Origin of the sequence: Mycobacterium sp. SMC-4 (assembly GCF_025263265.1) — a bacterium.
In the GTDB taxonomy this organism is placed as follows: domain Bacteria; phylum Actinomycetota; class Actinomycetes; order Mycobacteriales; family Mycobacteriaceae; genus Mycobacterium.
Genome location: NZ_CP079869.1, coordinates 5304576 through 5328387 on the forward strand (window position 1 = coordinate 5304576; position 23812 = coordinate 5328387).

25 protein-coding genes are annotated in these 23812 nt (G+C 68.1%); 7 read left to right on the forward strand and 18 right to left on the reverse strand.

Going from position 1 to position 23812, the window contains the following annotated elements; genetic code table 11:
* Positions 1-64: 64 nt before the first annotated feature.
* The 3 genes from KXD98_RS25340 to KXD98_RS25350 are packed head-to-tail and all read right to left on the reverse strand — an operon-like array spanning position 65 to position 4321.
* A complete protein-coding gene (locus KXD98_RS25340; protein ID WP_260761044.1) occupies positions 65-1420 on the reverse strand; it encodes a maltokinase N-terminal cap-like domain-containing protein in 1356 nt (451 codons plus the stop codon).
* A complete protein-coding gene (treS, locus tag KXD98_RS25345) occupies positions 1417-3207 on the reverse strand; it encodes a maltose alpha-D-glucosyltransferase (protein ID WP_260761045.1) in 1791 nt (596 codons plus the stop codon). The genes KXD98_RS25340 and treS overlap by 4 nt, the downstream gene beginning before the upstream one ends.
* A 52-nt stretch (positions 3208-3259) precedes the next feature.
* A complete protein-coding gene (locus tag KXD98_RS25350; RefSeq protein ID WP_260761046.1) occupies positions 3260-4321 on the reverse strand; it encodes a hypothetical protein in 1062 nt (353 codons plus the stop codon).
* A gap of 176 nt (positions 4322-4497) precedes the next feature.
* Between KXD98_RS25350 and KXD98_RS25355 the strand changes: the two genes are divergently transcribed.
* The gene (locus KXD98_RS25355) at positions 4498-5310 is read left to right on the forward strand and encodes a HugZ family protein (protein ID WP_260761047.1); all 813 of its coding nucleotides are present in this window, start codon (positions 4498-4500) and stop codon (positions 5308-5310) included.
* A gap of 33 nt (positions 5311-5343) precedes the next feature.
* The gene (gene pyrE / locus KXD98_RS25360; RefSeq protein ID WP_260761048.1) at positions 5344-5931 is read left to right on the forward strand and encodes an orotate phosphoribosyltransferase; all 588 of its coding nucleotides are present in this window, start codon (positions 5344-5346) and stop codon (positions 5929-5931) included.
* Here pyrE and KXD98_RS25365 read toward each other — a convergent pair whose 3' ends face one another.
* The 4 genes from KXD98_RS25365 to KXD98_RS25380 are packed head-to-tail and all read right to left on the reverse strand — an operon-like array spanning position 5932 to position 9734.
* Positions 5932-6975, reverse strand: coding sequence for an ABC transporter ATP-binding protein (locus KXD98_RS25365; protein WP_260761049.1), 1044 nt, complete (start codon positions 6973-6975; stop codon positions 5932-5934).
* Entirely contained in the window at positions 6972-7754 is a 783-nt protein-coding gene (locus tag KXD98_RS25370) for an ABC transporter permease (protein WP_260761050.1), read from the reverse strand. Before KXD98_RS25370 ends, KXD98_RS25365 begins: the two co-directional genes overlap by 4 nt.
* Complete coding sequence (locus tag KXD98_RS25375; protein WP_260761051.1) at positions 7751-8602, reverse strand: ABC transporter permease subunit; 852 nt, start codon at positions 8600-8602, stop codon at positions 7751-7753. The genes KXD98_RS25370 and KXD98_RS25375 overlap by 4 nt, the downstream gene beginning before the upstream one ends.
* 1 nt (position 8603) lies before the next feature.
* The gene (locus KXD98_RS25380) at positions 8604-9734 is read right to left on the reverse strand and encodes an ABC transporter substrate-binding protein (RefSeq protein WP_260761052.1); all 1131 of its coding nucleotides are present in this window, start codon (positions 9732-9734) and stop codon (positions 8604-8606) included.
* Between the two features lie 147 nt (positions 9735-9881).
* On the opposite strand from KXD98_RS25380, the gene KXD98_RS25385 reads away from it, so the two are divergent.
* Positions 9882-10250 carry a TIGR03668 family PPOX class F420-dependent oxidoreductase gene (locus KXD98_RS25385; RefSeq protein WP_260765422.1) on the forward strand — a complete coding sequence of 123 codons (369 nt, stop codon included), beginning with the start codon at positions 9882-9884 and terminating at the stop codon, positions 10248-10250.
* Here the strand turns inward: KXD98_RS25385 and KXD98_RS25390 are convergent.
* Positions 10247-11146: a DMT family transporter gene (locus KXD98_RS25390; protein WP_260761053.1), complete on the reverse strand. Its 900-nt coding sequence runs from the start codon at positions 11144-11146 to the stop codon at positions 10247-10249. The genes KXD98_RS25385 and KXD98_RS25390 overlap by 4 nt on opposite strands.
* A 103-nt stretch (positions 11147-11249) precedes the next feature.
* Between KXD98_RS25390 and KXD98_RS25395 the strand changes: the two genes are divergently transcribed.
* Entirely contained in the window at positions 11250-11588 is a 339-nt protein-coding gene (locus KXD98_RS25395) for an aminopeptidase (RefSeq protein ID WP_260761054.1), read from the forward strand.
* A gap of 3 nt (positions 11589-11591) precedes the next feature.
* Here the strand turns inward: KXD98_RS25395 and KXD98_RS25400 are convergent, their stop codons facing one another.
* The 7 genes from KXD98_RS25400 to KXD98_RS25430 form a co-directional block, all read right to left on the reverse strand.
* Complete coding sequence (locus KXD98_RS25400; RefSeq protein ID WP_260761055.1) at positions 11592-11867, reverse strand: hypothetical protein; 276 nt, start codon at positions 11865-11867, stop codon at positions 11592-11594.
* Between the two features lie 33 nt (positions 11868-11900).
* Positions 11901-13184: an MFS transporter gene (locus tag KXD98_RS25405; protein ID WP_260761056.1), complete on the reverse strand. Its 1284-nt coding sequence runs from the start codon at positions 13182-13184 to the stop codon at positions 11901-11903.
* An 87-nt stretch (positions 13185-13271) separates the two neighbouring features.
* Complete coding sequence (locus KXD98_RS25410) at positions 13272-14090, reverse strand: hypothetical protein (protein WP_260761057.1); 819 nt, start codon at positions 14088-14090, stop codon at positions 13272-13274.
* A 5-nt stretch (positions 14091-14095) separates the two neighbouring features.
* Entirely contained in the window at positions 14096-16465 is a 2370-nt protein-coding gene (locus KXD98_RS25415; RefSeq protein ID WP_260765424.1) for a glycoside hydrolase family 65 protein, read from the reverse strand.
* The gene (locus KXD98_RS25420; protein WP_260761058.1) at positions 16465-17169 is read right to left on the reverse strand and encodes a beta-phosphoglucomutase family hydrolase; all 705 of its coding nucleotides are present in this window, start codon (positions 17167-17169) and stop codon (positions 16465-16467) included. Before KXD98_RS25420 ends, KXD98_RS25415 begins: the two co-directional genes overlap by 1 nt.
* 46 nt (positions 17170-17215) lie before the next feature.
* Positions 17216-18088 carry a rhomboid family intramembrane serine protease gene (locus tag KXD98_RS25425; RefSeq protein WP_260761059.1) on the reverse strand — a complete coding sequence of 291 codons (873 nt, stop codon included), beginning with the start codon at positions 18086-18088 and terminating at the stop codon, positions 17216-17218.
* The gene (locus tag KXD98_RS25430; protein ID WP_260765426.1) at positions 18085-18474 is read right to left on the reverse strand and encodes a VOC family protein; all 390 of its coding nucleotides are present in this window, start codon (positions 18472-18474) and stop codon (positions 18085-18087) included. The genes KXD98_RS25425 and KXD98_RS25430 overlap by 4 nt, the downstream gene beginning before the upstream one ends.
* 344 nt (positions 18475-18818) lie before the next feature.
* Here KXD98_RS25430 and KXD98_RS25435 point away from each other — a divergent pair, with 344 nt between their 5' ends.
* The 3 genes from KXD98_RS25435 (at position 18819) to lipE (ending at position 20963) form a co-directional block, all read left to right on the forward strand.
* Positions 18819-19232 (forward strand): heme-binding protein, encoded by a 414-nt coding sequence (locus KXD98_RS25435; RefSeq protein WP_260761060.1) that lies wholly within the window; start codon positions 18819-18821, stop codon positions 19230-19232.
* 64 nt (positions 19233-19296) lie between these two features.
* Entirely contained in the window at positions 19297-19725 is a 429-nt protein-coding gene (locus tag KXD98_RS25440) for a hypothetical protein (RefSeq protein WP_260761061.1), read from the forward strand.
* Positions 19722-20963, forward strand: coding sequence for a lipase LipE (gene lipE / locus KXD98_RS25445; protein ID WP_260765427.1), 1242 nt, complete (start codon positions 19722-19724; stop codon positions 20961-20963). Before KXD98_RS25440 ends, lipE begins: the two co-directional genes overlap by 4 nt.
* A gap of 17 nt (positions 20964-20980) precedes the next feature.
* On the opposite strand, the gene KXD98_RS25450 is transcribed toward lipE, so the two are convergent.
* The 3 genes from KXD98_RS25450 to KXD98_RS25460 all read right to left on the reverse strand — a co-directional run bounded on the left by KXD98_RS25450 (position 20981) and on the right by KXD98_RS25460 (position 23785).
* On the reverse strand, positions 20981-22117 hold the full coding sequence (locus KXD98_RS25450; RefSeq protein ID WP_260761062.1) for an FAD-dependent oxidoreductase: 1137 nt from the start codon (positions 22115-22117) through the stop codon (positions 20981-20983).
* A complete protein-coding gene (locus KXD98_RS25455; RefSeq protein ID WP_396883296.1) occupies positions 22114-22938 on the reverse strand; it encodes a DUF1295 domain-containing protein in 825 nt (274 codons plus the stop codon). The genes KXD98_RS25450 and KXD98_RS25455 overlap by 4 nt, the downstream gene beginning before the upstream one ends.
* Before the next feature lie 91 nt (positions 22939-23029).
* On the reverse strand, positions 23030-23785 hold the full coding sequence (locus tag KXD98_RS25460) for a glutaminyl-peptide cyclotransferase (protein WP_396883298.1): 756 nt from the start codon (positions 23783-23785) through the stop codon (positions 23030-23032).
* Between the last annotated feature and the right edge of the window lie 27 nt (positions 23786-23812).

Sequence of the window (23812 nt, forward strand, 5' to 3'; positions counted from 1 at the left end):
GGCGGCGACCTACCCGGCGGCCACGGTTGCCAGCCCTGCAGTCATTGCGTCAGACGTGGCACCGTCAGGCCAGGATGCGTTGGATCGACAGCAGCGGGATGGGCAGCCAGTCCGGCCGGAACCGCGCCTCGTAAGCCGCCTCGTAGACCGCTTTGTCCAATTCGTAGGCCGCCAGCACCTCGGCCGCAGCCCGGGGATCTGTGCCGGCGACCCCGGCGTACCCGTCGCAGAACGCGGCGCTGTTACGCGCCACCCACTCGCGCGCCCGCGCCGCCAGCTGCCGGTCCCGGTCGTCATCGGCAGCCAGGTCGACCATCCGCTGATAGGCGGCGTACTCGAACGACCGCAGTACCCCGGCCACGTCGCGTAGCGGTGAATCGGGCCGGCGGCGCTCGTCGAGTGGCTGCCCCGGCTCCCCTTCGAAGTCGATCAGCAACCAACCTTCGGGGGTGCGCAGCACCTGGCCGAGGTGCAGATCACCGTGAATGCGTTGCACCGTGATCGGCCGACCCGCCAGCGCGCGGTACCTCTGCTCGATCTGTCCCGCGTGTTCCTGCAGCGCTGGTGCCGCCACGACCGCAGACCGGAGGCGCTCCAGCACGGTGTCGACCGGGAACGACTCGGTCCCGGTACCGAGATGCTCGGCCAACGTCGCGTGCACCGACGCCACAGCCTCACCCAGCCGGTGCGACTCGCCGGCGAAATCCCCGCCCACCTCGTCGGCATAGAGGTCGCCCTCGGCGAACAGATCCCGGGTGCTCGCCGTGGCCATGTCCCAGCCCTCGGCGCTGTTGGCGGCGAACTCGGCGACCATCCCCAACGCGCACGGCAGTGAGCCCGGTCCCGCCCAGGAGGTTTCGAAGGACCCCAGCAGCCGCGCAACGTGCGGGTTGTCCGCACGCGCGAGCACTCGGTTCAGCTCGATGTCCGGGTTGACCCCGGCGGTGATGCGCCGGAACACCTTGAGCACCGCCCGTTCCTCGAAGATGACGCTGGTGTTGCTCTGTTCAGCGCCGGAGACCCGCGGGGCGGCGTCCAGCGGCAGATCCGCGCCGGGTTCCTTGACGAACCGCAGCTCGGCGACCGTCGCCGACGCCTCGATCAGCGCCAGCAGATGCCGAGCGGCCCGCGGGTCGTACAGCGCGTCGTAGGCGATGCGCTCGCCGTCGGCGCGTGTTGCGGTGCCGATGGTGGCGATATCGCTGTACTCCTCGATAGGTGCTGCGCCCCAACGGATCAGCACCTGATAGCGCTCGGCGGAGCCGTCGGTGTAGGACACGTCGAGCAGTACGTGATCGAGGTCGAGTCCGGCGTCGTCGGACAGCGGGGTGACGGTCACCGGTTGCACCGACACGAGCTCACGGGTGCGTCCGGCATACCAGCGCTGCCGCTGCAACCATTCACCATAGGGCAGTGTCATGCCATCTCTCCTGCCTCGGGATTTCCGGGTTTGAGGAGGAACCAGTAGAAGCCGTGGCCCGGCAGGGTCAGCAGATACGGCAACTGACCGATACGGGGGAACTCCACGTGACCGGTCATCTCCACCGGCGTGTACCCGCTCCAATGCTGCAGGTTCAGCTCGATGGGCTGCGGAAACCTGGACAGGTTGTTGACGCAGAGCACGGTCTCGGTGTGCCCGCCGCGCTCGAGCTCCCGCACGTAGGTCAACACCGACGGGTTGGAGCCGCCGAGCTCACGGAAGGCGCCGGTGGCGAACGCTTCGTGATGACGCCGCACCGAGAGCATGGTGCGCGTCCAGTTCAACAGCGAGGCCGAATTATCGCGCTGGGCTTCGATATTCACCGCCTGGTAGCCGTAGAGCGGGTCCTGGTTGGGCGGCAGGTAGAGCCGGCCCGGGGTGGCGGTGGAGAATCCGGCGTTGCGGTCCGGCGTCCACTGCATGGGGGTGCGCACACCGTCGCGGTCGCCCAGCCAGATGATGTCACCCATGCCGATCTCGTCGCCGTAGTAGAGCACCGGGGAACCGGGCAGCGACAGCAGCAATGCGGTGAACAGTTCCATCTGATTGCGGTCGTTGTCCAGCAGCGGCGCCAGCCGACGGCGAATTCCGACATTGGCCTTCATTCGCGGGTCTTTCGCGTACTCGGCGTACATGTAGTCACGCTCGTCGTCGGTGACCATCTCAAGGGTGAGCTCGTCGTGATTGCGCAGGAAGATGCCCCACTGCGCCGTCTCCGGAATCGCCGGCGTCTGGGCCAGGATCTCCGAGATCGGAAACCGAGACTCCCGCCGAACCGCCATGAAAATCCTTGGCATCAACGGGAAATGGAAAGCCATATGACACTCGTCGCCGCCGGTGTCAGGATCGCCGAAGTAGGCGACGACGTCGGCCGGCCACTGGTTGGCCTCGGCCAGCAGCACCCGGCCCGGGTACTCGTCGTCGATGACCTTGCGGCAGTGCCGCAGAAAGGCGTGCGTCTCGGGCAGGTTCTCGCAGTTGGTGCCCTCGCGCTCGAAAAGGTAGGGCACCGCATCCAGTCGGAACCCGTCGATGCCCAGGTCCAGCCAGAAACGCAGGACGTCGATCATCGCCTCCTGCACGGCCGGGTTGTCGTAGTTCAGGTCAGGCTGATGGGCGAAGAATCGGTGCCAGTAGAACTGGCGTCGCACCGGATCGAACGTCCAGTTCGACTCCTCGGTGTCGACGAAGATGATGCGGGCGTCCGGGTATCGGTCGGAGGCGTCGCTCCACACGTAAAAGTCGCCGTAAGGGCCATCGGGATCACGACGCGACTCCTGAAACCACGCATGCGAGTCGGAGGTGTGGTTCATCACCAGGTCGGTGATGACCCGGATCCCGCGGCGGTGGGCGGCGTCGAGAAGCTCCACGAAATCGTCGACGGTGCCGAACTCCGGGAGCACCTTGTAGAAGTCCCGGATATCGTAGCCGCCGTCGCGCAGCGGGGAATCGTAAAACGGCGGTAGCCAAAGGCAGTCCACCCCAAGCCAATTGAGGTAGTCCAGGCGTTCGGTCAGACCGCGCAGGTCACCGATGCCATCGGAGTTCGAGTCGTAGAACGCTCGGACCAGGACCTCGTAGAACACCGCCCGCTTGAACCACAACCGGTCCTCGGGCAACGAGCGCGCCTGTCCGAAGTCCTCTGCGGTGGGATGCTCGACCACCCCGTCTTCGACATGGCTGCCCTGCGCAGGGTCCGGTGCGCGGCCGCGAGTGCTGTCATCCATAGCTGGTGTCAACCTACCCAGCACGGCGTGAAACCAACCACGCCTGACAAGGCTAGGCCAGGAAGCGCTCGGCGCCCGCGGTGCGGACGAACCGCAGGCTGTTGGCCTGGCGGTAGCCGAGCACACCACCGCCGAACGTCACCAGCATCAGGCCTCCCAAACCGGGTAGCGCCACGGCGGCGATCTCGGCCAACGTCGGGCCGGTCAACACCCGCGGATACCCGGCGGGTCCTGCCATCTGGCCGGTTGCCGACAACGGCGCCGGGGCCACCGACGTTCCGGGGGTGGGCGCCACCGAACCGCGGATTCGCGGGGTCGGCACGCCGGCGGCACCCGGGGCGGTGGCCGCGGGTTCACCGGCCTGCCCGGGTCGGGTGACCCGCGGACCGGCGCCGGCCACCGTCATCGCTCGGGGCACCGAGACGACCAGCGGAGCCTGGAAGACCGGGGGTTGGCTGCTGCTGGCGCTGCCACTACCGCCGACGGCTCCACCGCTGGTCCCAGAACCCGCGTCGAGGACCGGAGCCTCCTGCTGGGTGCGGATCGACGGACCGGGCGGCGGGGGCTGCGGCACCACCCGCAGCGCGGCCAGGAACTCGCCCAGCGTGGGCAGCGGAATCTCGACGGTGGTGTAGAACGACGACATCGATGGCCACGTGCCGGCCGGCACCTCGCTGGCCGAGGGCACCCGGAAGAACGGCAGGGTCAGCGAGTTGCTCGTGTCCGCCTTCTTGGATTCCTTCGCCGGGGGTTGCGCATCGATGATCGAACCCACCCGACTGCCACCACCGTGGGAACCTATGACGCCGGCCTGCTCGTCGTCGTCGTCAGAGTCGTCGGGGTCGGCGATCCTCGGGTCGTCGGAATTGCTGGAGCTCGGATCGTCGACGTCGCCGGACTTCGACGGGTCACCGGCATCCCCGATCGGAATCCGCGGCATCCCCGAGGATCCTGACCTGGCCTCACCGCCCTCCGCAGAAGATCCGGTGTCCTGGCTGGATCGACCCGAGTCGGTGGGCTCGGCCAGCGCCGGAGCCGCGCCCGCACCGCCACACAGCACACCGATCGAGAGCACACCGGCGAGCGCTACGGCGCGCAAAGCGAGCTCCGCCATGTTGCCCCCAAAGCCCGGGATTTCCCGTCGAGCGGTCAAGTTCATCGACATTCTCGCATAGAGCGACAACTGCCGACGTCGGATGGTGTTTGCTGGAGCAGGCCGTAAATCGACGCGGCCGTCAGTTCGAACCCGTCGTGGTGCCCAGGCAGGCCCCGGCGCGCTATCGTGCCGACGTGACGTCTGGTGGATCTCCGCGTGATCATGGCGACCCCGGTGACGCCCCGACCGTGCCGCCACCACTGAACCCGGTGGCCGGCGCCGCCCGCCCGTCGGCGGCTGAAGAAGCACGCACCATCGCTGCCTGCACCAACACCGCCACGCTGGCCAGCCTGACGGCCGACGGGGACCCGTGGGCCTCGTTCGTGACCTACGGCCTGCTCGACGGCGCCCCGGTGCTGTGCGTGTCCGATCTCGCTGAGCACGGCCGCAACCTCGCGGGTGATCCGCGGGCCAGCCTGGCCATCGTGGCACCGGCCGCCGAAGACGACCCGCTGGCCAATGCCCGCATCACCCTGGCCGGTCGTGTGCAGGAACCTCAGGGAGCTGAGCGCGACGCCGCGCGCGCAGCGCACCTGTCGGCCGTCGAGGCCGCCAAGTACTACATCGACTACAGCGACTTCACGCTGTGGGTGCTGCGGGTGCAGCGGGTGCGCTGGGTCGGCGGCTACGGCCGGATGGACTCTGCCACCGGTGTCGACTACCTCGCCGCCGAACCCGACCCGGTCACACCGCACTCAGCGGGCGCGATCAACCACCTCAACGCCGACCACGCCGACGCGCTGCTGGCGATGGCGCACACCCTGGGTGGCTATCCCGACGCCACCGCCGCCACCTGCACCGGCGCCGACCGATACGGCCTGGACCTGCGCCTGAGCACCGAACGCGGCGTCGCCTACACCCGGATCGGCTATCCGTCACCCATCTCCTCGATCGGTGAAATGCGTTCGGCCGCCGTGGAGTTGACGCGGCTGGCCCGCGCAACCTGAATCGGCGCGGGGCCCTGAACTAGCATCTAGCGCATGGCTGAGCAGAATGGCGCACCGAAGCGGCCGCAGTCCTGGCAGGCGGCGTTCGACCTCATCCGCACGCGCGGCTACGAGCGCCGCGAGGAGCCGTTCCGACTGGCCAGCGGACAGCTCAGCCACGACTACATCGACGGCAAGTTCGCCGTCGACACCGGTGAGCGTCTGACCATCGTCAGCCGCGCGGTGGCCGACCTCGCCGCCGCCAACGGCGTCCAGTTCGACGCCGTGGGCGGCCTGACCATGGGTGCGGACCCGCTGGCTCACGGAGTCGCGATGGTCACCGGTAAAGCCTGGTTCTCGGTGCGCAAGGAACAGAAGAAGCGGGGCCGGGAACAGTGGATCGAGGGCACCCGGCTGCAGCCGGGCGACCGGGTTCTGCTCGTCGACGATGTGATCAGCACCGGCGGATCCACCGAGATCGCGCTGGAGCGCGTCACCGCGGTCGGTGCGGTGGTCACCGGCGTGATCCCGATGGTCGATCGCGGCGACGTCGCCGCGCAGCGCTTCGCCGGCTACGGCGTGCCGTTCCATGCACTGGTGTCCTACCGCGACCTCGGCATCGAGCCTGTCAAGGACGTCTGATCATTCCCCGGCGCCCCCGACGACGAGCACCCCGCCCGGTTCCAGGCCCACGGTGACCCGGTCACCGGGGGCAATCCCGCGGGCGGCCGAGCTGTTCATCTGAGCGCTGACCACACTGCTGTCGGGCAGCCGGACGGTGACCCGCGAGATGGCTCCCAGGAACGACACCGCGACGACGGTGGCCGCGCCGGCCGGGTCGGCGGTGACGGTGATCGACTCCGGACGCACCATCGCCGCTCCGTTTCCCGAGGTGATCGAACCCGGCAGGGCCGGCACCGCGGTGTCGAGCAGCCTGGCCTGCCCGGCGCTCACCTGTGCGGGCACCCGGTTGTTGAGCCCGACGAAGTCGGCGACGAACGGAGTGGCCGGATTGGCGTACAGTTCGGCGGGCGCGGCGAGCTGTTCGAGCCGCCCGCAGTTCATCACGCCGACACGGTCGGCGACCGCGAGCGCCTCCTCCTGGTCATGGGTGACGAACAAGGTCGTGATGCCGACCTCCAGCTGTACCCGACGGATCTCTTCACGCAGCTGGGTGCGAACCTTGGCATCCAACGCCGAGAGCGGTTCGTCCAGCAGCAACACCCTGGGCTGGATCGCCAGCGCGCGGGCCAGCGCGACCCGCTGCTGCTGGCCGCCGGACAGTTCGTTGGCGTACTTGTCGGCGTGCGCACCCAGACCGACCAGCTCGAGCATCTCTGCCGCCCGGGACAGCCTGTCGCGCTTGTTCTTCCGGCGCATCTTCAGACCGAAAGCGATGTTGTCGCGCACCGTCAGGTGCGGGAACAGGCTATAGGCCTGGAACACCATGCCCATGTCGCGCCGGTTGGCCGGTACCGTGCTGACATCGACGCCGCCGACTGCGACCGCCCCGGCGGTCGCCTCGTCGAGACCGGCCAGGATGCGCAAGGCGGTGGTCTTGCCGCACCCCGATGGGCCCAGCAGCGCCACCAGCTCACCCGGCTCGATGTGCAGTGTCAGGCCGTCGAGCGCGCGGGTGCTGCCGTACACCCGGGTCAACCCGGTGAGCTCGACACTCACGCTCATACCGTCACTCCCGTCTCACGCACCCGACCGCGCCGGCCCCGCGTCACCAGCGAGAGCACCAGCAACAGCACGAAGCCGAACAACAGCGTGGCCAGTGACGCGGCCACGCTGGTCGGCCCGTCACTCTTACCGATCAACACGATCTGCACCGGCAGCGTGGAGTATCCGCTCAGCGAGGCGATGGTGAACTCGCCGAGGACCACCGCGATCGAGATCAATGCCGCCGACAGGACGCCCGACCAGATGTTGGGCACGATCACCCGCACGATGGTGGCGCCCCAGCCCGCACCGAGCGAGCGCGCAGCCTCGGCCAGCGTACGAAGGTCGATTGCCGACAGTGCCGCGTCGAGCGCGCGATAGGCGAACGGCAACACCACGACCACGTAGACGAACGTCAGGGTCAACGCGGACTCGCCGAGGAAGTAGGTCACCCAGAGATAGACATTGCGCAGTCCGACGACGATCACCAGCGCCGGGATGGTCAGCGGCAGCAGACACAGGAACTCCACCGCGCGCCGGGCCCAGGGCGTACGCAGGCGCACCCAGATCATCGTCGGCACCAGCACTGCGAGCATCACCGCGACGGTCAGCACGGCCAACAGCAGCGACACCATGATCGACGCGTACAGCGCATCGTCGGCCACCAGGTTGCGCCAGGCCTGCGCGGTGCGCCCGCCCTCGAGCAGATTGCGGGTGGAGAAGTCGGCCATGGCGTAGAGCGGGAACAGGAAGAACAACCCGAAGCCCGCCCAGAGTGCCCCGCGCACAGCCGATCTCATGTCAGCCACCGAGCGCTGCGGCGCACCAACAGGTTGTAGGCCGTCATCACCACCGCCACCACCACGATCATCTCCAACGCCAGCGCATAGGCGAATCCGGCCTGGCCCAGCACCACCTCGCTGACCAGCGACGCGCGGATCAGCAACGGCAGGATCGGGCTGCCCTGACTGACCAGCGCCGCCGCGGTGGCGTATGCGGCGAATGCGTTGGCGAACAACAACAGTGCCGAGCCGAGAAACGCCGGGGTGAGCACCGGGACGGCCACCTCGCGCCAATAGTCCCAGGTCGAGGCGCCGAGGCTGACCGCTGCCTCGCGCCACTGCTCGCGCAATCCCTCCAACGCCGGCAGGAACACGATCACCATCAACGGGATCTGGAAATACGTGTAGACCAGGATCAGCCCGGTCAACCCGTAAAGCCACCCCGATGCGGCCAGGTTGAACCCGATAATCTGCTGCACCCACAACGTCAGCACGCCGTTGAGGCCGATCGTGGCCAGGAACGCGAAGGCCAGTGCCACACCGCCGAATTGGGCGAGCACACTGCACAGCGACAGCACCGCTCGGCGCACCGCCGAGGTCGGTGGACTGCTCACGATCAGCCAGGCCAACATCGCACCGAGAAACGCGCCGAGCACCGCGGTCGCCCCGGAGAGCAGCACGCTGTCGCGTAACGCCGCCAGCGCGGTCCCGGTGAACAGCGCCTCGATGCGCTGCAGCGTGAAAACGCCGTCGGCATACACCGCGTTGACGATGACGGTGACAGTCGGGATGAGCAGGAAGACGGTGACGATCGCCAGGAACGGCAGCAGCGGCAGCGTGTCGGAGACCCGGCGACCCAGGCTCACGTCAGCCGACCGCCGCCGCCCAGTGCTCGGCCAGGTACTTCGACGCCGCCGTGGTCTGGTCCGGCGTCGGGACCGTCACCGGACCGTCGACCACCGGCAACGCCGCGGCCACCGCCGGATCGAGGGTGCCGTCGGTGATCATCGTGTCGGCGCGCACCGGGCGCACCCCGCCTTGGGCGTAGAGGTTCTGCCCCTCGTCGCTGTAGAGGAACTCCTGCCACAGTCGGGCTGCGGCCGGGTGCGGCGCGTCCTTGTTGATGGCCTGGTAGTAGTAACCGGCCACCGGGTAGTCGGGCGGCACCAGCACCGTCCACGACGGCAGCCGCTTGCTTTCCGCGGCATTGGTGTAGTTCCAGTCGATGACCACCGGGGTTTGGCCGGACCCGATCGTGGCGGGAGTCGGGTCGACCGGCAGGAAGTTGCCGGCCTGCTTGAGCTTGCCGAAGAACTCGACCCCGGGCGCGATGTCGTCAGCCGAGCCGCCCTGGGACAGTGCCACCATCAGCACCCCGGAGAACGCCGCACCCGCCTGGGTCGGGTCCCCGTTGAGCGCGACCTTGCCGCGGTACTCCGGCTTGAGCAGGTCATCGACGGAGGTCACCGGCGGCACCGCGGCCGAGTCGTAGCCGATCGACATGTAACCGCCGTAGTCGTTGACCCACGTCCCGTCGGGGTCCTTGAATGCCGCCGGGATGTCGTCGAATGTCTCCACCTTGTACGGCGCGAACATCTCGGTGTTGGCCAGTGCCACGGCCTGGCCGAGATCGAACACGTCGGGCGCGGTGCTGCGGCCCCGCTGCTGGTTGGCAGCGTTGATCTCTTCCTGGCTCGACGCTTCGGGCTGGGCTGAGTTGACCTTGATGCCGTACTTGTCGGAGAACGCCGTGATGATGGCCCCGTAATTGGCCCAATCCGGAGGCAGCGCAATCACGTTGAGCTCACCTTCGGCCTGGGCTGCCTCGATCAGGCCGTCCATGCCGCCGAAGTCGGCCGCCGAGGTGGCCTCGGCAGCGTGGACGCCGCCCTCGGTCTGGCCGCCGGATTCGCGCTCGGGCGGCGGAGCGCACGATACTGCCAGCAGTGTGGCCACAGCGGCGCCCGCGGCGATCATCATGGGCCGTGAGGTGTTCATTGCCGAACCTTCCGATGAGCGCGAGACCAGGCGGTGACGATGCGGTTGCCGAGCGGTGTCACAGCCGTGAACCCTAGCGCGCATAGGCTGGGCGCCGTGGCACTGTCGGGAATCGCGGCGGCCAGGTTCCGCGCGGCACCGGTGGCGATGCTGGGCACCGTGCGCCCCGACGATGCCCCGCACGTCGTCCCGGTGGTCTTCGCGGTGGAATCCGGTGATCAGGTCGTCTACACCGCGGTCGACGACAAACCGAAGTCGGGCCGGCCGCTGCAGCGACTGGCCAACCTGGAGCACAACCCGGCGGCGAGCCTGCTGGTCCAGCACTACGACGACGACTGGGCCCAGCTGTGGTGGGTGCGCGCCGACGGCGTCGCGCAGATCCATCACCACGGCCCCGCCTGCGAGGCTGGGCTGGGTGCGCTGCGTGCCAAGTACCCGCAGTATCGCTCGGTCGGCCTGGCCGCACCCGTCATCGCGGTGCGGATCGTGCGCTGGGCGCAATGGCAGGGTGGTTAGTCGTTGGCCGGCACTGCCTGCTTGACCGGTGCCAGCGCCTCCTCGTAGGCGCCCTCGTCGCGGCCCAGCGCGATCGTGCCTGCCACCATCGCCGCGGTCGACACCGCCAGTGCGACCGCATCCCAGCGCCCGACATCGAGGTGTTCTCCCAGCACCACCGCACCCAGCAGTACCGCGATCATCGGCTCGAGGACCAGCATGGTGGGCACCGAAGTCTGCAACGACCCGGCGTGAAACGCCGACTGCTGCAGCAGCATGGCCACCACACCGAGCACCACCAGCAGATACAGCACCGGGGTGCTCAGGACCGCCCCCAGCCCCTCGTTCGTCAACAGGTGCATGACCAACTTGGTCAGTACGGCCACCACCCCGAACATCACCCCGACCGCGACCGCCAGCAGCACCGCGCGCCGCCACCCCACCGCCCGCGTCGCGACCACCACACAGGCCAGCACCGCAATGGTGCACACCACGGCGACCAGCACCGACGACGGCAGCGACGCCTCGTAATCACCCGGGTTGGCTTTGGCCAGCACCACGAAGAACGCCAGCGCAACCGTCAACAGCAGGGCCCATCCCCACTCGGCACGCGTCACTCGGCGACCGGCCAGGTGGGCACTGAGCGGCAACGCGAACAACAACGCGGACACCAGGATGGGTTGCACCAGCAGTAGCGAACCCTCGGCCAGCGCCAGCGCTTGGAACAGGAAACCGGCCAACGCGGCCGCGGTGCCGGCCCACCACAGCGGGCGCCGGACCAGCGTCGCGAACATCACCGAGCTGATGCCGTGCTCTGCGGGCACGTCGAGGGTGGCACGTTGGCGCACCACGATGCCCAGGGCGAGGAACACCGCAGCCAGCAGCGCCAGCAGCACCGTCAGTCCGTGGTCCATCACCCGACTAGGACAGCACACTCACCGACGACACGCTCATCCTGGTGTCCGACCGGCGGGCAGCGATCTTGTTTCGCCGCCGCGGAACTGGGCAATTACCCGGGGCATGAATCTGCGAGTGTTGTTGTTGGTTGCCGGTGTGGCGGCGCTGCTGGTGGGTGTCATCGCGTTGTTGGTCCCGGTGTCGGTATCCGGACCAGACCGCGACATCGGTTGCGGTAACGCCATCGCTGCCGACCTGTCGCAGGCACGCCAGGTGGATGAGCAGAACCTGGCCAACCTGCCGATTCTCGACCAGATCATCCCGAGCCGCGACTTCGTGGCCGAGTGTGAGTCCGCGGTGTCGTCGCGGCGGTCGTGGTCGATCCCGGTGACCGTCATCGGTGTGGTGCTGGTGGCCGGTTCCTTCTTCGCCGGTGGACGAACCGGGCGCGCGGCGACCTGACCGTCAGGACACCTCGCGGTCGGTGATCAGCCGCAGCGTCGGGGTGCGCACCGGTTCCGGCGCGATCCGGTCGTTGACCGAGGCCACCGCCGAGTCGACCCGGTTTACTGCGCGATCGCACAGGCCGCGGACCCGGTCACCGGCGGCGTCGACCTCATCGGCCGCGCTGAGCAGGTAGGCCCGCAGGTTGACGCGCAGTCGCTCGCCCACGACCCGTAGCCGACGCCGCGCCCGGTCGTCGACCTCGACGGTGACGTAGGGCAACACCTGAAGCTTCATGAGCGCCTCCCTTCGTGGATGCCTGTGCCCACCCTAGGCGGGGGCGTGCACCTGGGCCAGTGGGCGTCGCGCCGACTCATCGACGGTGAAAACCGTCGCCAGCGAGATCAGCGCGGCCACGATCAGGTAGAACGCCGGTGCGAGTGGATTGCCGGTGGCGGCGGTCAGCCAGGTCACCACGTAGGGCGTGGTGCCACCGAAGACGGCTACACACAGGTTGTAGCCGACGGAGAACCCGCTGAAGCGCACCCGCGTGGCGAACAGTTCGACACCGGCGGTGACCGCGGCGGAGATGTAGATCGACTCGATGGCCGCCAGGGTGCAGTGCGCCAGGATCGCCGCAACCAGCGACCCCGAGTTCAGCAACAGAAATAGCGGGTAGCCCAGCACCGCGAAGGCCACGGCCCCGGCGATCAGCATCGGTCGGCGCCCGACCCGGTCGGACAACATGGCCAACGGCAAGATCAAGACCAGCGCCACCAGGCAGGCCAGCGTGATCGACACGAACGACGCGGTCTTGGAGAACTCCAACGTCCTGATGAAATACGTCGGCAGGAAGGTGAAGACAATGTAGTAGCCGATGTTGAACACCACGAACAGCCCCAGCACCTGAAGGATCTGCCGGCGCGACGTCGACACCGCCTCGCGCAGCGGCGAATCGGAGGTCTTGTCGGCCTTGTCCAACTCGGCGAACTGGGGGGTGTCGCCCAGGCGCAGCCGGATGTACAACCCCACCAAGCCCAGCGGCCCGGCGATCAGAAACGGGATCCGCCAGCCGTAGTCCTGCATCGCCTCGGCGCTCAGCAGCGCCTGCAGCAGGGTGACCGTCAACGAGCCGAGCAGGAAACCGACCACCCCGGACCACGCCATGAAAGTGACGGTCACACCGCGACGACGGTCGCTGGCGAACTCGGCCAGATACACCGCGCCGCCGCCGTACTCACCCCCGGCCGAGAACCCCTGCAGACAACGGAATATCAGCAGCAGAAGCGGCGCAGCCAACCCGATGGCGTCGTAGGTCGGCAACAAGCCGATGGCCAGGGTGGCCGCCGACATCAGCAGAATCACGATGGCCAGGACTCGTTGACGCCCGATGCGGTCACCCAGTGGGCCGAAGAAGAACCCGCCCAGTGGCCTCATGAAGAACGCCGCGGCGAAGATCGCGAACGTGTTGAGCAGTGCGGCAGTGTCGTTGCCCGCCGGGAAGAACTGGGCGGCGATGAACGTCGCGAGAAAGCCGTAGATGGCGAAGTCGAACCACTCGACCGCGTTGCCGATGGAGGCCCCGGTCACCACCTTGCGAATGTCGGTTGCCATATGCCCTCCCGAAACTAAGCGTGGCGCTGAGCATTTCGCTTAACGCGCGCCCTTCCCGGGCGTGCGCAGGCAACATATCGCGGTCGGCTATCCGTTCGCGCGGCGGTACTCGGCTTGCGCCGTCTTGACGGCGTCGGCCGCGCCGACGCTGGCCTGTTTGGCCGCATCGTAGGCATCCTGCGCGGCGCTCAGCGCATCTTCGGCTTCGTGGAGTCGGCGTTCGGCGTCTTGGCGACGCAACCGTGCGGTTGCCAGGTCGGACTGCACCTCGGCCAGTGCGGCATCGGCGTCAGCCTTCGCGCGTTGCGCCGCCAGCAGGATGGCGCGGGCACGATTCTTGTCCGCGGATGCCGGCTTGGTATCGGGGCGCGCCGACGATGGCGCGGTCGGCTTCTTCTTGGTGGCAGAAACCGCTGTCACCGAACCGAACTCGGCAAATCCCGACCACTGTTCGGCCTTGGCCAGGCGTCCCAGCCGAGCGCTGACCTCAGGATCGGCCACGGCCGCCTGCAGCGTCGCGGTCACGTCGTCGCGCAGCGCCGGAGCCGGTGCGTCGAGTCCGGCGAGCCGGAACGCCTGCCGGGCCAGCTCATCGACCAGCCGCCGTTGTTCGGTGGTCAGGGATCGGATTTCGGCACCATCCATCGCGGCGTGGGCATCGCGCAGTCGCCCACCCAATTCCGCGAGCTGGTCGCGGGCTGAGGTCAACACCGCCAGGACGTTGACCACCCACGCCGCGGTGGTGGGTTTGCGACTACCCGTGATGCGCTTCGCGGCCGCGACGTCACCATTGCGCTTGGCCTCGCCGGCCAGCCGGGTACGCAGCGCGGTGAAATCGGCCGGACGAGCGGTGTAGAGCTCGTCGAGAGACCGTTCGACTACGTCGTCGGTGGTGCCGTCGGCCATGGTCGTCAGTCGGAGTCGGATCGATATCTTTTGCGGTGCAGCGGTTCCCGACCCGGAGGTTGTTGTGGCGGCGGGAGCAACGCCACTCGCGGGCGCACCGGCACCCGGGTGGGTTGCTCGGTGCTCAGTTCGAGCGGCTCACCGGCGTGGCGGATCCGCAGTCGGGACCGGGGACCGTCGCGCAAGGTGTAGGTGACGCACTCGTGATCGGCATCGACGGTGACCCGGAACTCGCGCCACAGCAGTCGAAACCGTAGCCGTGACATTCCCGAGGGCAGGTGTGGATCCAATGCCAGGACGCCGTCGTCGTCGCGCAGCCCGCCGAAACCTGCCACCAGCGCTGTCCAACTGCCGGCCAGCGACGCCAGATGCAGACCGTCGGCGGTGTTGCGGTGCAGGTCGCGCAGATCGATCAGGGCTGCCTCGTAGGCATAGTCGTGGGCCAGCTCCAGGTGACCCACGTCGGCGCACATCACCGCCTGGGTGCATGCCGACAGTGACGAGTCCCGGGTGGTCCGGCGCTCGTAGTAGTCGACGTTGCGCGCCTTCTGTTCTGCCGTGAACGCGTGGCTTTGCAGCTGCATTGCCAGCACCAGATCGGCCTGTTTGATCACCTGGGCCGGATAGAGCCGGACATAGGGCTCGTGCAGCAGCAACGGATACTCGGTATTGGCGTCGAAGTCCCACTCGCGCAACGTGGTGAAGCCCTCGCACTGCGGATGTACGCCGAGTTCTTCGTCGTAGGGGATGTGCACCGCGTCTGCGGTGTCGCACCACATCGCGGTCTCCTCGTTGTCCACGCCCAGCTCCGCGGCTGCGTCGGGGTTGCGTCGGCACGCCTGCGCGGCCGCTCTCAGGTTGGCCGCGGCCATCAGGTTGGTGAAGACGTTGTCGCGCACCACCGCCGTGTACTCGTCGGGGCCGGTGACCCCGTCGATGCGCCAGCGGCCTTGTCGATCCCGATGGCCCAGCGACTGCCACATCCGCGCCGTGTTCACCAGGACTGCCAGCCCGCACTCGGCCTCCAGCGTTTCGTCACCGGTGACCACCCGGTAACGCTCGAACGCCATCGCAATGTCGGCGTTGACATGAAACCCGGCGGTGCCGGCGGGCCAGTACGCCGAACACTCCTGACCGCGGATCGTCCGCCACGGGAAGCAGGCCCCGTCGAGGTCGAGTTCCTCGGCGCGCGCCTTGGCCAGCTCCAGGGTCGAGGCCCGCCAACGCAGTGCGTCAGCGGCGGCCCGCGGGGCGGTGTAGGTCAGCACCGGCAACACGAATCCTTCGGTGTCCCAGAATGCATGCCCGTCATAGCCGGTGCCGGTCAATCCCTTACCGGCGATGGCCCGGCGTTCGGCACGCGCACTGGCCTGCATCACGTGGAAGAGTCCGAATCGCACCGCCTGCTGGCAGTCGGCGTCACCCTCGACTTCGACGTCGGCACAATCCCAGAAGTCGTCGAGGTAGCGGCGCTGCTCGTCGAGCAGTCCTTGCCAGCCGGTGTAGCGGGCGCTGGCGATCGCCGCGGCGGCCTGGTCGCGCAGGGCGGGACGAGACCGTCGGCTCGACCACCCGTAGGCCAGGTACTTCACCACGCGCAACCGCTCACCCGGATTGAGCCCGCACACCACCGTGGTGCGCGCCCAATCCTGCCCGGCGTCTCCGCTGAGGTCGAGCCGGCCCGGCGCTTGCACGACGTGGTCCATCGCGGCAGCCATCATCAGACCCGACGACCGGGTGCGGTGGACCAGCAGTGCGCCGTTGTCACTGACCTCGTGTTGCACCGCCTCCAGCGGGTTGATCAGCACTGCCGCCACCCGGGGGTCATCCGAGGGCGATGGCTGGTCCTCGTTGGCGACCAGCTCGGACTGCAGCGTGATCCGCACGTGCTCTCCGACCGCTTCGACCTCGTACTCGATGGCCGCCAGACCACGCTGGGCCAATGACACCATGCGCACCGACGTCAGCCGAATGTTCTTGCCGGCCGGAGAAATCCACTCCGCTGTGCGACGGAGCACACCGGCGCGCATGTCGAGGGTGCGCTCATGGGAGACCAAACGGCCGTATCGGGTGTCGAACGGTTCGTCGTCGACCAGCAGCCGGATGATCTTGCCGTTGGTGACGTTGACGATCGACTGCCCGTCCTCGGGGTAGCCGAAGCCCGCTTCGGCGTAGGGCAACGGGCGGATCTCGTACAGACCGTTGAGGTAGGTGCCCGGCAGTCCGTAGGGCTCGCCCTCATCGAGGTTCCCGCGTAAACCGATGTGGCCGTTGGACAAGGCGAACAACGACTCGGTCTGCGGCAGCAGGTGGTGGTGCAGCTCGGTCTCGCGCACCTGCCACGGCTCGACGGGGAACGCCTCATCGTTGATCATCACGGCGCCAGCAGCTCCCCCAGATCGGTCACGATGATGTCGGCCCCGTTGTCGCGCAGGGCATCCGGCTGCCCCACCCGGTCGACGCCGACAACCACACCGAACCCTCCGGCGCGACCGGCAGCGACCCCGGCGATGGCATCCTCGAAGACCGCGGCCTGCTCGGGCGCCACGCCGAGTAGCTGCGCGGCACGCAGGAAAGAATCCGGTTCCGGTTTGCCGGGCAACCCCTCTTCGCGCAGCGTGACACCGTCGACCCGGGCTTCGATGAAGGTGTCCAGACCGGTCAGCTCGAGAATGGCTGCGGTGTTGGCGCTCGAGGACACCACCGCTCGACGCAGGCCGGCATCCAGCGCGGCCTGCAGGTAACGCCGCGAACCGTCGAACACGGTGACGCCGGCCTCGCGCAAAGTCTGACCGAACTGCTCGTTCTTGCGATCGCCGAGCGCGACCACGGTCGCGTCGTCGGCGGCGATACCACGGCTTTCCAAGAACGACCGGACCCCGTCGAGGCGGGGCTTGCCGTCCACGTAGCGCTCGTAATCCTCACCTGCGTCGAACGGCCTGAACCCAGATCCCGTCGTCGCGCGCAGATACTCGTCGAACATCGCTTTCCACGCTCGGCGATGCACGCTCGCGGTATCGGTGAGGACACCGTCGAGGTCGAACAGGCAAGCGCGTATTCGATCGGGCAAACCCAGCATCCCTCTCTTCTTACCCTGTCCGGCGGTTACCGACGCGGCTCGCGCGTCAACCGAGGCCGAACAGCGCCTGAAGCTGCGCGGTGCGCGACCAGATCAACACCGTGAACAGCACCAGAACCGCGGCCGTGGCCGCACCCTGCACGGCATTGCGTCGCCGCGGTGGTGCGTAGGCATAGGCGGCGGCCACCGCCGCACCGGTGATCAACCCGCCCAGGTGTCCCTGCCAGCTGATGTTCTGCGCGCTGACCAGCGGCACGATGAAGGTGATGACCAGGTTGATGACGATGATCGCCATCACCCCGCGCACATCCATGTTCAATTTGCGGCCCACCACGAAGGTCGCACCGAACAACCCGAAGATGGCGCCGGAGGCGCCCGCGGTGGCCGAGTTCACCGACGACAGCAGGTACACCAGCACCGACCCGCCCAACGCGCTGAGCAGATACAGTGCGCCGAACCGGAGCCGGCCGAGGGCCGCTTCCAACGGTGGGCCCACGATGAACAGCGCAAACATGTTGAACAGGATGTGGATCATCCCGTAGTGCAGAAAGGCTGAGGTCAGCAGCCGGTACAGGTCGCCGTCGGCCACCGCCGGGGACCACAGCACCAGGTCGCGCTCCAACGCCGAGGACGTGGACTGCAGGATGAACATCACCACGTTGATCCCGATCAACGCGAAGGTCAGGACCGGGGTTGTGGAGGTGCGCTGGCGCCCGCCCAGCGCGGTCCGGATGACCGGGGCGTTGCGCGCCGCGGCCCCGACACACTCGGAGCACTGATGACCCACCGCGGCGCTGTGCATGCACTCGGGGCAGATGAACCGGTTGCAGCGGCTGCAGCGCACGTAGGTCGGCCGGTCGGTGTGCCGATAACACACTGGTGTCTGCGACGGCATCCCCGGCGGGTACGGATAGCTCACAGGGTGCCGAACAGTTCGATGTGGTTACCGTCCGGGTCGGCGACGAACATGAAGCCCATGCCGGGTACCGGCGCGAACTCGGTCACCGGCTCGACGATCGGGTAACCCGATGCCGCGAATGCCTCCGCCACGGCACCCAGCCCGTTGACGCCGATCGTGAAATACCGAAGCCCCGCCTGCGCGCGACCGCCCCCCGGCGCAGCGGGCGCCGACGGTGCCACGGTGTAGGTGACCAGCTTGAGCACGCTGTTGCCCAGCGAGTACCGCCGCTGCGAGCCCCCGTCGAACTCGATGTCGCCCTGCGGCTCGAGTTCGAGGAAACCCTCGTAGAAGGCCACCATCGCGTCGAGATTGGTGGTGACCAGCCCCACCTCGATGCCGGGCATCAGCAGATCAAGCTTCACGGACTCCACGCTAGCGCTCCCGGCTCACCGCGTCGCCGCCGGTCACAGCGCATGCCCGCGGATAACGATTCGGAAACGACCCAGATCACGATCATCTAAGGGTCCCCGCCGAATCGTGAGAAGTCTCAGACCCCGCTTGCCGAATTTCGCCGTCGGCGAATCATTTCGGCGCTCTTTGAGGCGAACATCACGCGGTGAAGATGTAACACCGCCGCCACGCCGAAAGTGCGTCGCGGCGGCGGAGTTTGGCCCCGTTCGATCCGGGCTACCTTGGATGACGGGCGGGGACGCAGTATCCGAATTCACGATCAGAAGGACCAATTCAGATGAACTCCAATGGTTTCACCGTGCCGAATTCCCGGCGCATGCTGGCCGGCGTCGGGGCGGCTTGTCTGTTCGGCGGTCTGGCCGCCGCCACCGTCGCAGCTCCTGCCGCCGTGGCACAGCCGGCTCCGCAGTGCAGTGCCAGTGCGGTCGCCGACACCGTGAGCAATGTGACCGGGGCGGCACGCGGATATCTCGAGGCCAATCCCGGCGCAAACCAGGCGGTCAGCGCCGCGATGACGCAGCCGCGTCCGGAGGCCGAGGCCAACCTGCGTGGCTACTTCACCGCCAATCCGTCGCAGTACTACGACCTGCGCGGCATTCTGGCACCGCTCGGCGATACCCAGCGCGCCTGCAACATCGCGGTGCTGCCGAGCGACCTGCAGTCGGCCTACGACACCTTCATGGCCGGCTGAGCGAGTTGCACCGACTGCGGCGGCGGGTGCCCACCCGCCGCCGCAGCACTTAGACTGACTTCCTATGAAGCCCACACAAGCGGCCGCGTCTGCCGCGGCGGTGCTGGCGGGCTTGTGTGTGCTGGCTCCGTCGGCACAGGCACAGCCTGATCCCACCGAACCCGCACCATCGCCGAAAACCACGATCGACGCCAACGGCACCTACGCCGTGGGCACCCAGATCGTCCCTGGGTTCTATCAGTCCGCAGGCCCGGTCGACGACGGTGCCTGCTACTGGAAGCGGACCTCGGGCGGCCAGATGGTCGACAACGCGTTGACCAAGAAATCCGCGATCGTGCACGTCCAGGCCACCGACACCGCGTTCACCACCAGCGACTGCCAGACCTGGCAGCTGACCAACACCCCGCCGCCGCCCCAACCCGGACCCGGTGAACTGCTCGGACAGCTGACCCAGGTGATCGGCAGCGGCATGTTCAACGGCGGCCCGCGCTGACCGACGGCAGAATCAGCGTCGCCCGCGACCTCGACTCGGTCACCTCGATCGGTACCGAGGAGTCCGGCGATATCGACCCGGCCGCGGTGGAACGGATCTGGGCCGCCGCCCGGTACTGGTACGCCGCCGGCATGCAACCGGCCATCCAAGTCTGCCTGCGCCGCGACGGACGGGTGATCCTCAATCGGGCCATCGGCCACGGCTGGGGCAACGGCCCCGCCGACCCACCGGACACACCGCGGATTCCGGTGAGCACCGAGACGCCGTTCTGCGTGTACTCGGCGGCCAAGGCCATCACCACCACCGTCGCGCACATGCTCGTCGAACGCGGACACTTCTCGCTGGACGACCGGGTGTGCCAGTACCTACCCGACTACACCAGCCACGGCAAGGACCGAACCACGGTCCGCCACGTGATGACCCACAGTGCGGGGGTACCGTTCGCCACCGGTCCCCGCCCCGACCTCAAACGCATGGACGACAGCGCCTACACGCGCGAGATGCTGGGTCGGCTCAGACCGGTATACCCGCCGGGCTTGATGCACATGTACCACGGCGTGACCTGGGGTCCGTTGATGCGCGAAATCATTTCCGCGGCAACAGGTCGCAGTATTCGCGATATTCTGCGCGACGAGATCCTGGCACCACTGGGTTTCCGGTGGACCAATTACGGCGTGGCGGCCGAGGATGTTGCTGCAGTGGCACCCAGCCACGTCACCGGCAAGCCGCTGCCCGCTCCGATCGCCAAGGCGTTCAAAGCCGCGGTGGGCGGCACGATGGCCCAGATCATCCCGTTCTCCAACACGCGGGAGTTCCTCACCGGCGTCATCCCGTCGTCGAACACTGTCTCCAATGCCTACGAGCTGTCCCGCTTCGCCGAAATACTCTGCCGTGGAGGAGAACTCGACGGTGTTCAGGTGCTGTCCGAACGGACGCTGCGCGCGGCGAGCAGCGAGTGCCGCCGGTTACGCCCCGACCTCGCCACCGGTCTGATGCCGATGCGCTGGGGTACCGGTTACATGCTGGGTTCGGCGCGGTTCGGGCCGTTCGGCCGGGACAACGCCGGCGCGTTCGGCCACACCGGCCTGACCGACATCGCGATGTGGGCCGATCCCGCGCGGGCACTCTCGGTCGCGGTCGTCAGCAGCGGTAAGCCGGGTCGGCACAAAGAGGCCAACCGCTACCCGGCGCTGCTCGACCGCATCAACGCCGAGATCCCGAAAGTGCCTTCACGGTAGTCTGCGAACGAAAACTACTACGCTGAGCGCACTTTCGCGGTGGACGTGGAGTCGGCGCGCACACCGCGGTAGATGCCCCACCGCACGATCAGGCGCATCAGCACCGGATCGAAGGCCCACGCGGGGAAGCGGAAGGCCCGTCCGTTGGGCGCGAACACCTGTAGGCCATCAGGTTGGATGCCGACCACCGACCCCCACCGGCGCGCCGGTGCTCGATACGCCTTGAGTGGCTTGCCGGCCACTGCCGCGCGGATGTTGTGGGCGAGCAGCCCGTCAGCGCGGTTGCGCGCCGAGCTGCGCAGCGGATCGGTGGCCGCGACGTCGCCGATCGCGAACACCTCGGGATGGCCGGGCACCTGCAACTGTGGGGTGACGCGGACGAAACCGTCGTCGTCGAGCAGCTCGGCCGGAAGCCACCCGGTGTTGGGCGTGACCCGGCCGATCGCCCACAGCACCGCGTCCGCCGTCGTCGGCGGCTGACCGGTACTCCACCGCACCTCACCACTGGTCAGTTCGTCGGCGGCGAACCCATCGTCGAGCTCGGCGCGATGGCCGGGGTGCAGCGCAACCCCCGCAGCGAGGAGTCTGCGCTCGATGCTGCGCCAGGTGCGCCGGTGGTGGTCGGGCAGCGCCCGCTCTCCGGGAAAGTACAGGTCGACCTGCTTGCCCGGCCAGGCTCCGGCGATCTGGACGGCGCTGCTGACCGCGGCTGCGCCGCCGCCGATCACACTCACCGACCGGGCGGCCGCGAGGCGCTCGTGTGCTGCCCGCAGCTCCGCGTCGATCTCGTCGGCGGACTGCAGGGCGGGCCGTCGCCAGAACCCGTTCGTGACGCCGGTCGCGATGACCAGCACGTCATAGGACACGGTGGTCGAGGAACCGTCGGCGCGCGTGACGACGACGTGGCGATCGCTGAGATCGACACCGGCGAGCGTGCCGTGCACGGTTCGGACACGGTCCAGCGCGCGGAAGCGGGTGAACGGAATCCAATTGTGTGTGGCCCAGTGATCTGGCCGGGCCAACCGCCACCCCAGTTCCTGGCCGCTGACCAGGCCCGGCTTGCTGGAGATGCCGACGACGTCGGCGTGGCGGGCCAGTTTGATCGCGGTCAACACCCCGGTGTCGCCGAGCCCTGCGATCACGACGCGGGTCATGCGCTGACCCTGGCCGGCGGGCGCGGAACGAACCGCGACACCCGGTCGATGACGGTCTGATACCCGGGCCGGCGAGCCAGGCTGCGGGATTCCATCATCGGGATGCTGGCACCGAGGAACATCGCCAGCATTGCCAACGCCCCGGCGAACAGCCACCAGGCGTTGCCGGGCGACGCGGCGACACCGAACAGCGCAAGCGCGAGCCAGAACCCGAACTCGCCGAAGTAGTTGGGATGCCGCGACCACGACCACAGACCACGGTCCATCACCTCGCCGGGCCGGCGGTCACGGACGAACCGATGCATCTGCACATCGGCGACCGACTCCAGCGCCACCGCCGACATTCCGATGACAAACGCGACCACCGCCAGCCATGCCAGGCCGGCACCCGGGGTGGTCAGCGCGACGTAGACCGGCACCATGCCGAGGAACACCTGCAGGGTCGGGATCAGGTGGATGGCAACCAGATCCGCCGCGAACTCCCAACGGCCCGCCCGTTGCCTGAACATCGGGTAACGCCAATCCTCGTGGTGCAGCCCGGGGAACGCGTACACCCAATTGCCGGTCAACCGCACCGCCCACACCACCACCAGCGCCGCGACCAGCCAGGTCCGCAACGGATCGGCTGCAGCCTCGCTCTGGCTCCACCAGTAGAACAGCAACAGCGGCGGTACCACGCTCCAGTAGGCGTCATAGAAGCTGGAATTGCGGTAGGCCCGGCTGAACCCGAAGATCACCAAAGTCGCCAGGATGTCGGCGATCAACGTATCCAGCCACAGCTGGTCGGTGCTCGGACCCCACAGCAGCCACCCGCCGGCCACCGCGATGGCCACCACATAGGCCAGCGCCACCACCGTCAACGACCGGGCCCTGGTCCTCGTCTGCTGCTGCACGGATTCGATCCTGCCCTGTCTAACCCAGCCGGACGCGGAAGGTCGTCGGCCAGTACTTGCCGGTCACCAGGAACTCGGCGCCGCCGACGTGGGCGATTCCGTTGAGCACCTGAGCGTCGTTCGGGATGCCGCGCTCCCACAGTCCGGACGCGTCGACGACGAGGTCCACCGATGCCGATGCGAGGTCGATACGCACGATGGTGTCGGTCGGCCACACATTGGCCCATACGTGCGCGCCGACGCACTCGAGCTCGTTGAGTCCGGTGATCGGCCGGCCGTCGTGGGTGATGTCGATCGCGCCGGTCTCGGAGAGGTCGTCCAGGTCGTGGAAGTGCAGCCGGCTGGTGCCATCGCTGCGGATCACCCGGTCCCCGTCGTAGCACAGACCCCAACCCTCCCCGGCCAGGGCCACCTCCCGCAGCGGGCTCAGCGTAGCCCGGTCCCACTCGACGGCGACGCCGTCTTGGTAGGTCAGCTGCCAGATCCGGTCGCCGACGACGGTGATCCCCTCGGCGAAGTAGTCGCCCGGCACGTCGACCGCGCGCCGCAGCGCTCCGGTCTGCGGGTCGAGTTCGCGGAGCTGGGAAGCACCCGCCAGGCCGGTCCCCTCGTAGAGCACCGAGCCGTCGATCTCCAAACCCTGGGTGAACGCCGTCGGATCGTGCGGCATCTCGCCCAGCACCACCGGCTCGACCACCGGCGCCGAAGGCACGGCCTGGGCCTGCGGCACCGCCGCGGCGACGAGCGCGGCGATCGGCACCAGCGCGGCCCACATCCGCCACTTCTTCCCATCGCGGGTCAT

Bases quoted from the DNA above. Each gene is read 5' to 3' on its own strand.
- KXD98_RS25340 (WP_260761044.1), bottom strand. From the start codon at position 1,420: ATGACACTGCCCTATGGTGAATGGTTGCAGCGGCAGCGCTGGTATGCC.
- treS (WP_260761045.1), bottom strand. From the start codon at position 3,207: ATGGATGACAGCACTCGCGGCCGCGCACCGGACCCTGCGCAGGGCAGC.
- KXD98_RS25350 (WP_260761046.1), bottom strand. From the start codon at position 4,321: ATGGCGGAGCTCGCTTTGCGCGCCGTAGCGCTCGCCGGTGTGCTCTCG.
- pyrE (WP_260761048.1), top strand. From the start codon at position 5,344: ATGGCTGAGCAGAATGGCGCACCGAAGCGGCCGCAGTCCTGGCAGGCG.
- KXD98_RS25365 (WP_260761049.1), bottom strand. From the start codon at position 6,975: ATGAGCGTGAGTGTCGAGCTCACCGGGTTGACCCGGGTGTACGGCAGC.
- KXD98_RS25370 (WP_260761050.1), bottom strand. From the start codon at position 7,754: ATGAGATCGGCTGTGCGCGGGGCACTCTGGGCGGGCTTCGGGTTGTTC.
- KXD98_RS25380 (WP_260761052.1), bottom strand. From the start codon at position 9,734: ATGAACACCTCACGGCCCATGATGATCGCCGCGGGCGCCGCTGTGGCC.
- KXD98_RS25385 (WP_260765422.1), top strand. From the start codon at position 9,882: ATGCTGGGCACCGTGCGCCCCGACGATGCCCCGCACGTCGTCCCGGTG.
- KXD98_RS25395 (WP_260761054.1), top strand. From the start codon at position 11,250: ATGAATCTGCGAGTGTTGTTGTTGGTTGCCGGTGTGGCGGCGCTGCTG.
- KXD98_RS25400 (WP_260761055.1), bottom strand. From the start codon at position 11,867: ATGAAGCTTCAGGTGTTGCCCTACGTCACCGTCGAGGTCGACGACCGG.
- KXD98_RS25405 (WP_260761056.1), bottom strand. From the start codon at position 13,184: ATGGCAACCGACATTCGCAAGGTGGTGACCGGGGCCTCCATCGGCAAC.
- KXD98_RS25410 (WP_260761057.1), bottom strand. From the start codon at position 14,090: ATGGCCGACGGCACCACCGACGACGTAGTCGAACGGTCTCTCGACGAG.
- KXD98_RS25415 (WP_260765424.1), bottom strand. From the start codon at position 16,465: ATGATCAACGATGAGGCGTTCCCCGTCGAGCCGTGGCAGGTGCGCGAG.
- KXD98_RS25420 (WP_260761058.1), bottom strand. From the start codon at position 17,169: ATGCTGGGTTTGCCCGATCGAATACGCGCTTGCCTGTTCGACCTCGAC.
- KXD98_RS25430 (WP_260765426.1), bottom strand. From the start codon at position 18,474: ATGCCCGGCATCGAGGTGGGGCTGGTCACCACCAATCTCGACGCGATG.
- KXD98_RS25435 (WP_260761060.1), top strand. From the start codon at position 18,819: ATGAACTCCAATGGTTTCACCGTGCCGAATTCCCGGCGCATGCTGGCC.
- KXD98_RS25440 (WP_260761061.1), top strand. From the start codon at position 19,297: ATGAAGCCCACACAAGCGGCCGCGTCTGCCGCGGCGGTGCTGGCGGGC.
- KXD98_RS25450 (WP_260761062.1), bottom strand. From the start codon at position 22,117: ATGACCCGCGTCGTGATCGCAGGGCTCGGCGACACCGGGGTGTTGACC.
- KXD98_RS25460 (WP_396883298.1), bottom strand. From the start codon at position 23,785: ATGTGGGCCGCGCTGGTGCCGATCGCCGCGCTCGTCGCCGCGGCGGTG.